The organism is Bradyrhizobium sp. TM102 (assembly GCF_009176685.1).
Lineage (GTDB): Bacteria > Pseudomonadota > Alphaproteobacteria > Rhizobiales > Xanthobacteraceae > Bradyrhizobium > Bradyrhizobium ottawaense.
Genome location: NZ_AP021855.1, coordinates 668,114 through 682,112, shown reverse-complemented (window position 1 = coordinate 682,112; position 13,999 = coordinate 668,114). Strand labels below are relative to the sequence as shown.

The 13,999-nt window shown below is 64.2% G+C and carries 16 protein-coding genes; 8 read left to right on the top strand and 8 right to left on the bottom strand.

Annotated elements, in window-relative coordinates:
- Positions 1–7 precede the first annotated feature (7 nt).
- The 3 genes from GDN70_RS03225 (at position 8) to GDN70_RS03215 (ending at position 4,267) form a co-directional block, all read left to right on the top strand.
- Positions 8–2,245, top strand: coding sequence for a PAS domain-containing hybrid sensor histidine kinase/response regulator (locus GDN70_RS03225; protein ID WP_173015744.1), 2,238 nt, complete (start codon positions 8–10; stop codon positions 2,243–2,245).
- Between the two features lie 104 nt (positions 2,246–2,349).
- Positions 2,350–2,979 carry a histidine phosphatase family protein gene (locus GDN70_RS03220; RefSeq protein ID WP_152102145.1) on the top strand — a complete coding sequence of 210 codons (630 nt, stop codon included), beginning with the start codon at positions 2,350–2,352 and terminating at the stop codon, positions 2,977–2,979.
- Positions 2,980–3,250: 271 nt separating this feature from the next.
- Positions 3,251–4,267, top strand: coding sequence for an AI-2E family transporter (locus tag GDN70_RS03215; protein WP_371731602.1), 1,017 nt, complete (start codon positions 3,251–3,253; stop codon positions 4,265–4,267).
- Between the two features lie 4 nt (positions 4,268–4,271).
- Here the strand turns inward: GDN70_RS03215 and GDN70_RS03210 are convergent, their stop codons facing one another.
- The 8 genes from GDN70_RS03210 to hisB all read right to left on the bottom strand — a co-directional run bounded on the left by GDN70_RS03210 (position 4,272) and on the right by hisB (position 9,348).
- The gene (locus tag GDN70_RS03210) at positions 4,272–4,511 is read right to left on the bottom strand and encodes a hypothetical protein (protein WP_152102144.1); all 240 of its coding nucleotides are present in this window, start codon (positions 4,509–4,511) and stop codon (positions 4,272–4,274) included.
- A 99-nt stretch (positions 4,512–4,610) separates the two neighbouring features.
- Positions 4,611–5,567, bottom strand: coding sequence for a type I pantothenate kinase (gene coaA, locus GDN70_RS03205; protein WP_028139389.1), 957 nt, complete (start codon positions 5,565–5,567; stop codon positions 4,611–4,613).
- Between the two features lie 27 nt (positions 5,568–5,594).
- Positions 5,595–5,915 carry a phosphoribosyl-ATP diphosphatase gene (locus tag GDN70_RS03200; RefSeq protein ID WP_018323522.1) on the bottom strand — a complete coding sequence of 107 codons (321 nt, stop codon included), beginning with the start codon at positions 5,913–5,915 and terminating at the stop codon, positions 5,595–5,597.
- Positions 5,916–5,993: 78 nt separating this feature from the next.
- Positions 5,994–6,767, bottom strand: a complete 774-nt coding sequence (gene hisF, locus GDN70_RS03195; RefSeq protein WP_018323523.1) for an imidazole glycerol phosphate synthase subunit HisF — start codon at positions 6,765–6,767, stop codon at positions 5,994–5,996.
- A 3-nt stretch (positions 6,768–6,770) separates the two neighbouring features.
- Positions 6,771–7,514 carry a 1-(5-phosphoribosyl)-5-[(5-phosphoribosylamino)methylideneamino]imidazole-4-carboxamide isomerase gene (gene hisA, locus GDN70_RS03190; protein ID WP_028139388.1) on the bottom strand — a complete coding sequence of 248 codons (744 nt, stop codon included), beginning with the start codon at positions 7,512–7,514 and terminating at the stop codon, positions 6,771–6,773.
- Positions 7,511–8,161 carry an imidazole glycerol phosphate synthase subunit HisH gene (hisH, locus tag GDN70_RS03185; protein WP_028139387.1) on the bottom strand — a complete coding sequence of 217 codons (651 nt, stop codon included), beginning with the start codon at positions 8,159–8,161 and terminating at the stop codon, positions 7,511–7,513. The genes hisA and hisH overlap by 4 nt, the downstream gene beginning before the upstream one ends.
- Complete coding sequence (locus tag GDN70_RS03180) at positions 8,158–8,688, bottom strand: DUF2628 domain-containing protein (protein ID WP_028139386.1); 531 nt, start codon at positions 8,686–8,688, stop codon at positions 8,158–8,160. The genes hisH and GDN70_RS03180 overlap by 4 nt, the downstream gene beginning before the upstream one ends.
- Before the next feature lie 66 nt (positions 8,689–8,754).
- Positions 8,755–9,348: an imidazoleglycerol-phosphate dehydratase HisB gene (gene hisB, locus GDN70_RS03175; protein WP_018323527.1), complete on the bottom strand. Its 594-nt coding sequence runs from the start codon at positions 9,346–9,348 to the stop codon at positions 8,755–8,757.
- Between the two features lie 201 nt (positions 9,349–9,549).
- Between hisB and hslV the strand changes: the two genes are divergently transcribed.
- The 5 genes from hslV to GDN70_RS03150 all read left to right on the top strand — a co-directional run bounded on the left by hslV (position 9,550) and on the right by GDN70_RS03150 (position 13,881).
- Positions 9,550–10,110 (top strand): ATP-dependent protease subunit HslV, encoded by a 561-nt coding sequence (gene hslV, locus GDN70_RS03170; protein ID WP_018323528.1) that lies wholly within the window; start codon positions 9,550–9,552, stop codon positions 10,108–10,110.
- Between the two features lie 3 nt (positions 10,111–10,113).
- Positions 10,114–10,596 (top strand): GNAT family N-acetyltransferase, encoded by a 483-nt coding sequence (locus tag GDN70_RS03165; RefSeq protein WP_028139385.1) that lies wholly within the window; start codon positions 10,114–10,116, stop codon positions 10,594–10,596.
- The gene (locus tag GDN70_RS03160) at positions 10,593–11,210 is read left to right on the top strand and encodes a DUF2585 domain-containing protein (protein WP_152102143.1); all 618 of its coding nucleotides are present in this window, start codon (positions 10,593–10,595) and stop codon (positions 11,208–11,210) included. Before GDN70_RS03165 ends, GDN70_RS03160 begins: the two co-directional genes overlap by 4 nt.
- A gap of 49 nt (positions 11,211–11,259) precedes the next feature.
- Complete coding sequence (hslU, locus tag GDN70_RS03155; RefSeq protein ID WP_028139383.1) at positions 11,260–12,564, top strand: ATP-dependent protease ATPase subunit HslU; 1,305 nt, start codon at positions 11,260–11,262, stop codon at positions 12,562–12,564.
- Positions 12,565–12,756: 192 nt separating this feature from the next.
- Positions 12,757–13,881 carry a hypothetical protein gene (locus GDN70_RS03150; protein ID WP_152102142.1) on the top strand — a complete coding sequence of 375 codons (1,125 nt, stop codon included), beginning with the start codon at positions 12,757–12,759 and terminating at the stop codon, positions 13,879–13,881.
- The last annotated feature ends 118 nt before the right edge of the window (positions 13,882–13,999 follow it).

Below are 13,999 nucleotides of genomic sequence, written 5' to 3'. Positions count from 1 at the left end.
GGTGGCGATGGGTCGGACGTTCCGGATCAAGGTGCGCATGCGCCGCTTCAGGCGACAGCATCCCCGCATCGCTTTCGCGATCCGCTCTTTCATGATCTTCTCGGCGACCTTCGGCGGCGCCTATGGCTTCGTGTCCGGCAGCCGGTCCGAAAACTCCGGCTACGATCCCCACACCTTTGCGATCGGCGCGAGCTTCCTGTTCGCGCTCGCCTGCCTCGGCCTTGCGACGCTGAGCATGCGCCTGCGTTTCGTGGGCAAGCGGCTGCGTACGCTCGCCGCCCACAACGAGGCGCTGATCGATCGCAATTGGGAGCTGAAGGAGGCGGAAGAACGCGCCCGCAGCCTGTTCGAGCAGCAGGGCGACCTCATCGTGCTGCGCGCTACCGATGGCCGCATCACCTTTGCCAACGAAGCCTATTGCGCGCTCGCAGGACAGGCGCGCAGCGCGCTGGTCGGCACGCGCTTCGATTTCGACGTGCTGGAGCAGGGTGACAGCGCCCGCGAGAGCAGCGGCACACGCATCCACGACCAGAAGATCGCAACCCCGCTCGGCGCGCGCTGGATCGCCTGGCGCGAGGGCTATGTCCGCCTCGATGCCGGACAGCCCGCCGAGTTGCAGAGCGTGGGGCGCGACGTCACCGACCGCACCGAGACCGAACGCGCTCTGTCCGACGCGCGCGACCAGGCCGACGCCGCCAACCGCGCCAAATCGCGCTTCCTCGCGATGGCCTCGCACGAAATCCGCACCCCCCTGAACGGCATCATCGGCATGGGCGGCCTCCTGCTCGACACCAATCTGACGCCGGAGCAGGCGACCTATGCCAAGGCGGTGAAAACCTCGGGCGAAGCCTTGATGGCGCTGATCGAGGAGCTGCTCGACTATTCCAAGATAGAGGCTGGCAAGCTTGATCTGGAGCAGCGTCCCTTCGCGCTCTCGACCCTGGTCGAGGAGATCACCGAGCTGCTCGCGCCCCGCGCGCAGGCCAAGGCGCTCGAGATCGCCGCCTATGTCGACGAGCGCCTGCCGCTGGAGGTGGTCGGCGATGCCGCGCGGCTGCGCCAGGTGCTGCTCAACCTCGCCGGCAACGCCATCAAGTTCACCGCGAGCGGTGGCGTCGCGCTGATCGTCGAGCCCGGCATCTGGCCGAACGAGATCAGCTTCCTGGTCCGCGACACCGGCATCGGCATTGCGCCGGAGGCGCAGCAGCGCATCTTCCGCGAATTCGAGCAGGCCGACGAGCGCGTCGCCCGCACCTATGGCGGCACCGGGCTCGGCCTTTCCATCAGCGAGCGCATCGTCAAGCGCATGGGCGGCCGGATCACGCTCGCGAGCGAGCCGGGCAAAGGCTCGACCTTCGAGATCGCGGTGCCGCTTCCGCCGTCGCAAGCCAGCGCGGGACAGACGGCCTTTCCAAGTCCCGACCTCACCGGCAAGTCGATGCTCCTCGTCGCCGACGGCATCGAGGCCTCGCTGATCGCGCGGCGCCTCGAGCGCTGGGGTGGCCAGACCTGCATGATTACGGATGCCGCGGTCGCCGAAGCGCTGCTGCCGGAACGCTCATGGCACGCGGTGCTGATCGATCGTGCGATCGGCCCTGCCGCGGCCGACCAGCTGGGCGAAATGGCCCGCGCGCATGCGTTGCAGCGCCTCGTGCTGCTGACCTCTAGCTCGCGCCACGAAAAGCTGTCCCCGGCCTTCACCGGTTTTCTGGTGAAGCCACTGCGGGCGGCCTCGCTCGCCGCGCGCCTTGCGATGACGCCGGAGGTGGCCTCGCCCGATCTGGCGCCGGAACCACCGGCGGAAGCTGCCGGCGCGACGCCGGCCAAAGGAGCGACCAAGGGCCTGTCGATCCTCGTCGCCGAGGACAACGAGATCAACGCGCTGTTGATGCGCTCGCTGCTGACGAAGCTCGGCCATCGCGTCGTCATCGCCGTCCACGGCGAGGCCGCGCTGGAGTCCTGGCTCGCCGCTTCATCGGCCGGCACGCCCTATGATCTCGTGCTGATGGACATCCAGATGCCGCAGCTCGACGGCATCGAGGCGACGAAGCGAATCCGAACGCATGAGGCGGCGACCGGCGGCCACCACACGCCGATCCTTGCGCTCACCGCCAATACGCTGGTGGAGGATCGCTATGCCTGCTTCGAAGCGGGCATGAACGGATTCCTGATCAAGCCGCTCGATCGCGACAAGCTGGACGAAGCGCTGGCAGGGCTGGCGGCGTCACGGCGGCTGGCCGTCTGATCGAAAACCTCACGGGAACCTCATCCCATCTGGCAATCGACAATTGAAATCGACCGCGTTGCGCGTCACCATCCTCCGGGGGGCATTGCAGGAGGGTTTCGCGCATGAACGTGCTGTGCCGCCTCGTACTTACTGTCCTTCTCGCTGGATTTTCCCGATACGCCGCGGCCGATACGCCGGAGCTCATCGCCTCGCTCAAGCAAGGCGGCTACGTGCTGATCTTTCGGCACACCGCCACCGATGACAACCAAAAGGACGTCTACCCCTTCAAGTTCGACGACATGAGCGCCCAGCGTCAGCTCAGCGAAAAGGGCAGGGACATGGCGCTCCAGATCGGGGCAGCGGTCAAGGACCTCGCGATCCCGATCGGCGATGTCTACACCAGCCGGCTCAACCGTGCGATCGAGGCCGGCAAGCTGATCTCCGGCCGCGAGGTCAAGCCGGTCGACGCGTTGACGGACAGCAGCAACGCCAGCGCATCGGGAATGGCAAACCCCACCGGCGCCAATGCAAAGGCCGGGCAGGCCGTGCGCAAGCTCGTCGACGCGCCGCCGAAGGCAGGCAGCAACAATTTCCTGGTCACCCACAAGACGAACATCGCCGATGCCTTCGGGAAGGAGGCCGGCGACGTCGGGGAAGGCGAGGCCTTCGTTTACAAGGCCGGCAGCTCGGGCCCCGCCACCTTTGCCGGACGCCTCAAGCCTGCAGATTGGAGCGCCAAAGCCGGCAAGTGAAGCGCCCACATTCGACCCTGATCGCTGGCGTGATGGAGGGGCCGGATTTCCCCGGCCTCTCGACGAGCCGGCTCACGTGGAGGGTATCCGGCCAACGTCTGCGCAAACCGAGATTTGCCGAGACATTGCCGAAACGCCGCAGACAGATTGACCTTGTGCGACTTGCCCCCGCACGATCGACTTGTGATACCCACGTCTTGCGAGTTCCGACTGAAAGGCTGGCGAACACGTGAGAACATCGGAGGACCGCTCATTTCTCGTATTGCTTGCCGTGGTCACGCTAGCCTTTGGCTGGGTGCTCTGGCCTTTCTCCGGAGCATTGCTGTGGGCCACGCTGCTGGCCATCATCTTCGCCCCGCTCTATCGACGCTTCCTGGAAACCCTCCCGGGAAAGCGCAACCTTGTCGCATTCTCCACCGTCGTCATCGTGGTGGTGATCGTCTTGATCCCTGTCGCGATCGTCATCGCTTCGCTTATCGACCAGGGAGGGGAGCTGTATCAGCGCGTTCAGTCGGGGGAGATCAGCTTTGCTCATCCGCTTCAGCAGCTGAAATCCGCGCTGCCCGACTGGGCTGGTCCCATGGCGGATCGGCTCGCCAGCATCGATTTTTCGGCCCTGAAGGAACGCCTGTCTGGTCTGCTCGTCCCGGCCGGCCAGCAGCTGGCCGGGCACGCGATCAACATCGGTCAGTTGACCCTCGAATTCGTCGCAAGCTTGCTCGTGATGTTGTACCTGCTGTTTTTTCTGCTGCGCGACGGTGACGAGCTGAACGCACGCATCCGCGACGCCCTGCCGCTGCGTGCGAGCCACAGCGCCGAGATTCTGCATGCGTTCACCCTGGCGGTTCGCGGGACCATCAAGGGAATCATCCTCGTTGCCCTGATTCAGGGCGCGCTTGGCGGGGTGATCTTCTGGCTGCTCGGACTGACGGCGCCGCTACTGGCGGGCGCGCTGATGGCGCTGCTCTCGCTTCTGCCCGTGCTCGGCTCCGCGCTGGTATGGCTTCCGGCCGGGCTCTATCTGCTCGTGGCAGGCTCGGTCACGAAGGGAATCATCCTGCTCGCTTTCGGCACCTTCGTGATCGGCCTCGCGGACAACTTTCTCCGCCCCATCCTGGTAGGACAGTCGATCCGGATGCCGAGCTATATTGTGTTGCTCGCCACCCTGGGCGGCCTTGCGGCTTTCGGAGCAAACGGCTTCGTCATCGGCCCACTCGTCGCGGCTATGTTCCTGACGGCCTGGCAGGTCTTCGTCCGCTCGAAAGAGCAACAGGAGGTCCGGAAATGACCTGCTACGCGGCGCAAGCTATGAAGCGCGGTGCGGAGAGCTTGTCGGGCGGCCCCGGGATGCCCTTGAAGATGGTGTCGGTCTTTGCCGCACGCTTGCAATGCGGACATACGAAGAGATGCGCAATGACCGGAACCGGCTCGTCCGCGAGCAGTTCCGAGCGGTACCACCTCATCTCGACATGGCAATCCGGGCAGGTCGGTGCTTCGAGCTGTTCCGCAGCACTTCTGAGACGATCAACCATCGAGCCCTCGCGTTTTCGAAGGTCATAGCCCAATACCTCTTGCCGGTCTGCAACAAAAGACACGCTGCACGAACGCGCAGGATCCGCCGACCGCCGCGACTACAGTCGCCTGAGCGCCACGTTCTCCACGGTGTGGTCGGCGCCCTTCTTCAGGATCAGCGTCGCGCGAGGGCGGGTCGGCAGGATATTGTCCTCGAGATTGGCGAGGTTAGTGCGCTCCCAGATCGCGATCGCGGTGGCAGTAGCTTCCTCGTCCGACAGCAGCGCGTAGCGGTTGAAGTAGGACTTTGGATTGGTGAATGCGGTGTCGCGCAGCGCCAGGAAGCGCTTGATGTACCATTGCCGCAACGGGGCTTCGTCGGCGTCGATATAGACCGAGAAATCGAAGAAGTCGGAGACCACAGGCACCGCCTTGCCGTCGCGCGGCAGCTTGCCGGTCTGCAGCACGTTGACGCCCTCGACGATTAGGATATCGGGCTGGTCGATCTCGGCCCACTGGTTCGGCACGATGTCGTAGGTCAGATGCGAATAGACCGGTGCACGCACATGGCGGCGGCCGGACTTGATATCGGAGAGGAAGCTGAGCAGCAGCGGCAGGTCGTAGCTTTCCGGAAAGCCCTTCTTCTGCATGATGCCCTGCCGGTCGAGCACGGCGTTCGGATAGAGGAATCCGTCGGTGGTGATGAGTTCGACCTTCGGGCGCGGCGACCAGCGCGCCAGCAGGGCCTGGAGCACGCGGGCCGTGGTGGATTTTCCGACCGCGACCGAGCCGGCGACGCCGATGATGTAGGGCACCTTGCGGTCGCGGATGTTGAGGAACTGGCGCTCCGCATAATACAGGCGCTGCATCGCATCGACATAGATCGAGAGCAGGCGCGACAACGGAAGATAAATGTCCTCGACTTCCTTGAGATCGAGGCGATCGTGCAGCGAGCGCAGCCGGTCGAACTCGCCCGGCTCCAGCGTCATCGGCGTATCGTCGCGCAGACGCGCCCACTCCTCGCGCGAATAGATGCGGTACGGATTATACTGCTGCTCGGGTGCGCGGATGTCCATAACGCGACCTTTCCCTTGGGGCTTATACTAGCCCTTACGCGACGCTTTCTCTTCCAGCCCTGACATATTCGTACGCTTGTCGAGCGCCGCTTCCACCTCTTCCAGCTTTACGCCGCGGGCCTTCAGCAAGACAAGGAAGTGATAGAGCAGGTCGGCACTCTCGGCGATCAGATGCGCGCGATCGTTTTCGACTGCTGCGATTACGGTTTCGACTGCTTCCTCACCGAACTTCTTGGCGCAATGCTCTGCGCCCTTGTCGAGGAGCTTGCGGGTATAGGACGCTTCGCCGCCGGCCGCCGCGCGGGCGTCGATGGTCTCGGCCAGATCGTGGATCGTGAAACGCGGCATCGGAATTACTCGGAAACACGCTTGGCCACGGAGGCCATTCCCCGCTACCTCATGTAGCACTTTTACGAACGGGAGTCGTCAGGCATCGAGGCGCATGGCCAGTCCGCGCCGGGCCATGTGCTCCTTGGCTTCGCGGATGGTGAATTCCCCGAAATGGAAGATCGAGGCGGCCAGCACGGCCGTGGCGTGGCCGTCGCGGATACCGTCGACGAGGTGGTCGAGATTACCGACGCCGCCTGAGGCTATCACGGGCACGGCAACGCTGTCGGCGATCGCCCGGGTCAGCGGGATGTCGAAGCCCTGCCTCGTGCCGTCGCGATCCATCGAGGTCAGCAGGATCTCACCGGCGCCGAGCGAGACCACTTCCTGGGCATATTCGATGGCGTCGATGCCGGTCGAATTGCGACCGCCATGGGTGAAGATCTCCCAACGGTCGCCGCCGGGGCGCTTGACGCGCTTGGCATCGATCGCAACCACGACGCATTGCTCGCCGAATTTCTCGGCCGCTTCCTTGACGAACTCACGCCGGGATACTGCGGCGCTGTTGATCGAGACCTTGTCGGCGCCGGCTCGCAGCAGCGTCTTGATGTCGTTGACCTCCCGCACGCCGCCGCCGACGGTCACAGGCATGAAGCAGGCCTCCGCCGTGCGCCGGACCACGTCCAGCATGATGCCGCGATTCTCATGGGTCGCGGTGATGTCGAGGAAGGTGAGTTCGTCTGCGCCGGCGGCGTCATAGGCGATCGCGGCTTCGACGGGGTCGCCGGCATCTCTGAGATCAACGAAGTTGACGCCCTTGACGACCCGTCCGTCCTTGACGTCGAGGCAGGGGATCACGCGCACCTTGAACATGTGTCAGCTCCCAGGCGCGCGCGCGTTGCGGATCAAGGTGAGGGCGGCGGCGGGATCGAGCCGGCCGTCATAGAGCGCGCGGCCGGCAATCGCGCCGGCGAGCTTTTTCGCGCGCGGTGTCAGCATGGCTTTCACATCTTCGATCGAGGCGAGGCCGCCTGAGGCGATCACGGGAATCGAGATGGCGTCGGCCAGCGCGATGGTCGCATCGAGGTTCAGGCCCTTGAGCAGGCCGTCGCGCGCGATGTCGGTGAAGATGATGGCGGCAACGCCGGCATCCTCGAAGCGCTTTGCGATCTCCAGCACCGTGACCTGCGAGGTCTCGGCCCAGCCTTCGACCGCGACCTTGCCGTCGCGGGCGTCGAGCCCGACCGCGACGCGGCCGGGGAATTTTTTCGCCGCAGCCTTCACCAGCTCCGGATCGCGCACCGCGGCGGTGCCGATGATGACGCGGGTGATGCCCTTGTCGAGCCAGGCTTCAACGGTCGCGAGATCGCGAATGCCGCCACCGAGCTGCACCGGAATCTTGACCGTCTTCAGCATCGCCTCGACGGCCTCGGCATTCACCGGCTTGCCGGCAAAGGCGCCATCGAGATCGACGACATGGAGATACTCAAAGCCCTGCTCGACGAAGCTCTGCGCCTGCGCCGCCGGATTGAGGTTGAACACCGTCGCGCGCGCCATGTCGCCTTGCTCGAGCCGCACGCATTGGCCGTTCTTGAGATCGATCGCGGGAAAGAGGATCACGGTTTCCATCGCAAAAAGTTCGAGATCAGAGCGAGGCCAAAGCGCTGGCTCTTCTCGGGGTGGAATTGGGTGCCGATCGCGGTGTCCTTGCCGACGATCGCGGTGACGGGCCCGCCGTAGTCGGCGCGCGCGAGCACGTCCGCCTCGTTGGCGGCATTGAGGTGGTAGGAGTGCACGAAATAAGCGTGCTGGCCCTTGGGGCCGAGCGGCAACCTGTTCAGCACCGGATGTTCCTGCAGTACGTCGAGCGTGTTCCAGCCCATGTGCGGAATCTTCAGGCTCTCGTCGCGCGGCGTAATCTTCTCGACGTCGCCGCCGATCCAATTCAGGCCATCGGTCGTGACGTGCTCCTTGCCGCGGGTCGCCATCAGCTGCATGCCGACGCAGATGCCGAAGAACGGCCGCGCCTTGACCCGCACCGCTTCGGTGATCGCCTCGACCATGCCATTGACGGCATCGAGCCCGCGCCGGCAATCGGCGAAGGCGCCGACGCCCGGCAGCACCAGACGGTCAGCCTCGTAGGCCTGATCGGGATCGCTGGTGACGAAAACCTTTTGCGGATTTTCGAGGCTGCGTGCGGCGCGCTCGAACGCCTTGGCGGCGGAATGCAGATTGCCAGAACCGTAATCGATGATGGCGACGCTCATCTTGACCCTCCCGGTTCTGGAAACAACCCGATGATGCCGCCGGCCGGAATCGGCGGCGGATTCGAGAATGGCTGACCCGGCACGCTGCGGGTCGGCGGCGGGCCGCCGCGATCGACGGCCCATTGATCGTTGACGATGCCGTGCTGCTTCTGGCTCCAGCGCTCGAAGAAGCGACGCTCGGCGGTGTCCTCGTCATCGCCAACCACCACGTCGAGCTGTCGCCATTTGCCGCGCGACAGCGTCCAGCGGCGCAGGCTCGAGGCCTCGAAACCCATCAGCAGCGCGACGATGAGATCGGCGAAGAAGATCGAGCCCCGTCCGACGCCGAGGCTCGACAGTCCGGCGTTGAACGCTGCGACGAAAACCACCCAGCCGATCAGCGCCAGCCACAGCCGATTCCACAGCAGCCAGAACGGACCGAGGATCATCGCCCAGAAATGGAATCCGTCGCGCACGAACACGAACTTGTCGGTCGCGCGCAGATCGGCTCCGGCAGGGGAGGGAGCATGAACTGTGTAGACAGGCATGGTGATGCCCCGTTCCTAGGAATTCAGTGATGCCGCAAGCGGCGCGCAGCCGCTGGCCGAAAGACGTTAGCCGCCGAGCGAGCCCTTGGTGGACGGGATTTCTCCCGCCGCTTTCGGATCGATCGCGACCGCGGTGCGCAGCGCCCGCGCCAGGCCCTTGAAGCAGGACTCGGCGATATGGTGGCTGTTATCGCCATATAGGGTCTCGACGTGGAGAGTCACGCCGGCATTCATGGCGAAGGCCTGGAACCACTCGCGCACCAGCTCGGTGTCGAACTCGCCGATCTTGTCGCGGGGGAAGTCGGCCTTGAACACCAGGAAAGGGCGGCCCGAGATGTCGATGACCACGCGCGACAGCGTCTCGTCCATCGGCATGTGCACGCCGGCATAGCGGGTGATGCCCGCCATGTTGCCGAGCGCCTGCTTGACCGCCTGGCCGAGCGCGATGCCGGTGTCTTCGGTGGTATGGTGGTAATCAATGTGCAGATCGCCCACCGCCTTGACCGTGAGGTCGATGCGGGAATGGCGGGCGAGGAGATCGAGCATATGGTCGAAAAAGCCGATGCCGGTCGCGATATTGGCCACGCCGGTGCCATCGAGGTTCACGGAGACCTCGATGTCGGTTTCCTTGGTCTTGCGCTTGATCGTAGCGGTGCGCATTGAAACTAGCTCTCATCCTGGCTCGGGGGCCGAAAACGCCGGTCTTTTAACAGCCAAATGGCGCCTTCGCTACCGCGGGATCGCCTTGGCAGGCCGGCACTTCCACCTATGGTGAGCAAATTGGGGCCGGAGCGGCCCGTTGTGCCCTGGTTGTCCCCTTGCCCCCGACCGCCTAAATCAGGCCGGACAACGAGGTACTTCATGCAGGATTCCCAGAACAGCTCGCCGGGCTGGCACGGCACCACGATTTTGACGGTGCGCAAGGGCGGCAAAGTGGTGGTCGGCGGCGATGGCCAGGTCTCGATCGGCCAGACCGTGATCAAGTCCAACGCTAAAAAGGTCCGCAAGCTCGGCAAGGGCGATGTGATCGGCGGCTTTGCCGGCGCGACCGCCGACGCCTTCACGCTGTTTGAGCGGTTGGAAGCCAAACTCGAGCAATATCCGGGGCAGCTGACCCGGGCCGCGGTCGAGCTGGCCAAGGACTGGCGCACCGACCGTTATTTGCGGCGGCTGGAGGCCATGATGATCGTGGCCGACAAGGACGTCTCCCTGGTGCTGACCGGCACCGGGGACGTGCTCGAACCCGAGGCCGGCGTCATGGCGATCGGCTCCGGCGGCAATTACGCGCTGGCGGCGGCACGGGCCCTGCTCGACACCGACAAGGACGCCGAGACCATCGTCCGCCGCTCCCTCGACATCGCCGCTGACATCTGCGTCTACACCAACCGGAATTTGACGATCGAGAGCCTGGCAGCGGGATAGGCCATGGCGCCCGCCCACACCTTCCGCCCGATGGCCGAGGCCGATCTGCCGATGATCCGGCGCTGGCTGGACGCGCCGCATGTCGCCGAATGGTGGCATGATCCGGAGACGCTCGAGTTCGTCAGCGGCGACCTCGAGCATCCTGACTTGGCGCAGTTCATCGTCAGCCTTGACGGTCGGTCTTTCGCCTATCTGCAGTGCTACCAGATCGGCGATTGGCATGTCAGCTTCGGCTCGCAGCCCGTGGGCACCCGCGGCCTCGATCAATTCATCGGCGAGGCTGACATGGTCGGATGCGGCCACGGCTCGGCTTTCATTCGCGCTTTCATCGATCAGCTCTTTGCCCGCGGCGTGCCGCGCATCGTGATCGACCCCAACCCCGCCAATCCGCGCGCAATTCGTGCCTATGAGAAAGCTGGATTCGTGCCGCAGCACGAGATCGTTACGCCCGATGGTCCCGCACTCCTGATGATCCGAGACCCATGACGCTTGCCGCGACTTCCACCGCCAAGACGGCGTTCCCGCCGCTCGCCTGGGCGGGCATCGCGCTGTTGCTGCTGGCGCTGCAGGCTGCGATCCTGTTCGGCATGGGGCGGGTGCCGATCTGCACCTGCGGCTATGTCAAGCTGTGGCACGGCGTGGTGAACAGCTCGGAGAACTCCCAGCACATCGCCGACTGGTACACCTTTTCCCATGTTCTGCACGGCTTCCTGTTCTATGGCCTGACCTGGCTGCTGTTCGCGCGATTGCCGTTGCTGTCTCTATGCTGGCCGGCTCGACTGATCATCGCCATGCTGATCGAAGGCGCCTGGGAGATCGTCGAGAACTCGCCCTTCATCATCGAGCGCTACCGCGCCGGCACGATCTCGCTGGATTATTTCGGCGACAGCATCGTCAATTCGGTCTCCGACAATCTGGCCATGATGCTCGGGTTCCTCGTCGCGCGCGTTCTGCCCGTATCAGCGACGATCCTGATCGGCCTCGCCTTCGAGATCATGCTGGCGCTGCACATTCGCGACAATCTGACGCTCAATATCCTGATGCTGATCCATCCGATCGAGGCCGTGAAGCAATGGCAATCCGGCCCGCCCATCATCTGACCTAAAAAGCGACTTGTCCTTGACCGCCTCCCGCCCTAGCTAGACAGACATGACAGACTTCTCTCCCCGTGAAATCGTTTCCGAACTCGACCGTTTCATCGTCGGCCAAGCCGACGCCAAGCGCGCCGTCTCGATCGCGCTGCGCAACCGCTGGCGCCGGCAGCAGCTCGAAGGCTCGCTGCGCGAAGAGGTGCTGCCGAAGAACATCCTGATGATCGGCCCCACCGGCGTCGGCAAGACGGAAATCGCGCGGCGGCTCGCCAAGCTCGCGAATGCGCCGTTCCTGAAGGTGGAAGCGACCAAATTCACCGAGGTCGGTTATGTCGGCCGCGACGTCGAGCAGATCGTGCGCGATCTCGTCGAGGTCGCAATCGCCCAGGTCCGCGAGAAGAAGCGCAAGGACGTGCACGCCCGCGCGCAGCTCGCCGCCGAGGAGCGCGTGCTCGATGCGCTGGTCGGCGCCAATGCCAGCGCGGCGACGCGTGAATCCTTCCGCAAGAAGCTGCGTGCCGGCGAGCTCAACGACAAGGAAATCGAGATCGAGACGCAAGGCGGCGGCAGCGGCATGCCGATGTTCGAGATCCCGGGCATGCCGGGCGCGCAGATGGGCGCGATCTCGATCGGCGACATCTTCGGCAAGTTAGGGGGCCGCAGCAAGACGCGGCGGCTGACGGTCGAAGGCTCGCACGAGATCCTCGTCAACGAGGAGTCCGACAAGCTGCTGGACACCGATCAGCTGACGCTGGAGGCGATCAACGCGGTCGAGAACAACGGCATCGTGTTTCTCGACGAGATCGACAAGATCTGCGCGCGCGAAGGCCGTGCCGCCGGCGACGTCTCGCGCGAGGGCGTGCAGCGCGATCTGCTGCCCTTGATCGAGGGCACCACGGTCTCGACCAAGCACGGCGCGGTCAAGACCGACCACATCCTGTTCATCGCCTCCGGCGCCTTCCACGTCGCAAAGCCGTCGGACCTGCTGCCGGAATTGCAGGGCCGCCTGCCGATCCGCGTCGAATTGCAGGCGCTGACCCGCGACGACATGCGCCGCATCCTGACCGAGCCCGAGGCCTCGCTGATCAAGCAATATGTCGCCTTGATGCAGACCGAGGGCGTGACGCTCGACATCACCGACGGCGCCATCGACGCGCTCGCCGACGTCGCGGTCGCCGTCAATTCCACCGTCGAGAACATCGGCGCGCGGCGGCTGCAGACCGTGATGGAGCGGGTGCTGGACGAGATCTCCTTCACCGCCCCCGACCGCAGCGGCGAGACCGTCAAGGTGGATGCGGATTTCGTGCAGAAGCACGTGGGTGATCTCGCCAAGAACGCCGATCTGAGCCGGTTCATTTTGTAATTCTGGGCGGTCACGCTATCAATCGGTTGTCGTCCCTGCGAAAGCAGGGACCCATAACCACCAGCGGTCCTTGTTGAAACAGATAGTAGCTCCAGCCCTGCCTCAAATAACCTCCTGTGGTTATGGGTCCCGGGTCGCGCTTCGCTTGCCCGGGACGACGGCGGAGGTCGATCGCGCCAGCCCGGGTGCTGCGTGATCGCTCCGATCCAGAACAATCCCTGGCGACTCCTGCTCGCGATCAACGCGGCGGTCATCGTCGGCGTGTTCATTCACAAGATCCAGCTGCCGCCTTACGTCCCCTACATCCATCTCCTGGTCGACTACCATTTCGGCTTCATCAAGCGCGCGCTGATCGGTGCCACCGTCGCGCTGTTCACGGACAAGGTGCCGGTCTGGTCGGTGTTCGCGATCGGCGGGGTGACGTGGCTGGTGACGCTGGCCCTGTACGCAAGGCTGTTTCAGAAGAGCTTTGGCTTCACCGCGAAAACGCTGCCGCTGTTCGTCTTCATTGCGGGCTCGCCGTTCTTCCTCAAGAACTTCATGCACACGCTCGGCCATTTCGACATCTATGGCTGTGCGCTGGCGCTCGTTCTGCTGCTGATGCCGGCGGGGTCGTTGCTGTTCGTGGCTTTGGCTGCGCTGTTCTCGATCGTTCTCGTGCTGATCCACCACATTCATCTGCTGATGTATGTGCCGACGATCGTCACCATCGTCGTGATCAGGCACTATCTCGCCTGCGGGCTCAATCGCGGCAATATCGCCTTCGGCATCGTCGCCCTGATCATTGTCGCGGCGCTGTTCTTTGCGGCACAATTTTTGGGAACGATGCCGATCCCCGAAGCGGATTTCGTCGCCTATCTGAAGAGCCGGATGGCCGATCCCTCGCGAACCGATCTGCTGCAATTTACCTACATCTGGTACCAGCCGCTGTCCAAGGAGGTCTCGGACACCTGGGGGCGCCTGCCGCACAACGTCCTCGGCGTGCCCGTGTTCGCGCTGCTGATCTGGCTGCACACGCCGCTGTGGCGTTTCTTCGCGAAGCTCATCGGCGCGCTCGCAAGCGAGACGCACCGCCGCCTCGTGCTCGCGGCACTGATCGGCATCAGCCTCGCCTATCTCGTGATGTTTGCGATGGTGTTCGACTATTCGCGCTGGATCTCGAACTGGGCGGTCTGCATGTTCCTGCTCCTGCATGCCGTGAAGATGCTGCCGGCCGCGCAGGTGACAGCGCTGATCCCGACGGAGGATCAGAAAACGAATATCTTCGGCCTGATCCTCACGCTGATCCCGCGCGTTGGAATCATCCGGCCGTTCTAGAGCACTGGTTGAAGTCAAATCGAGTATGGCCAACAGCGATGCTCTCTCCGTTCCCTCCCCCCTTGTGGGGGAGGGAACGCACTTTCGCCGGAGCGCGTGTCGAGTCTCATCGTTTCAG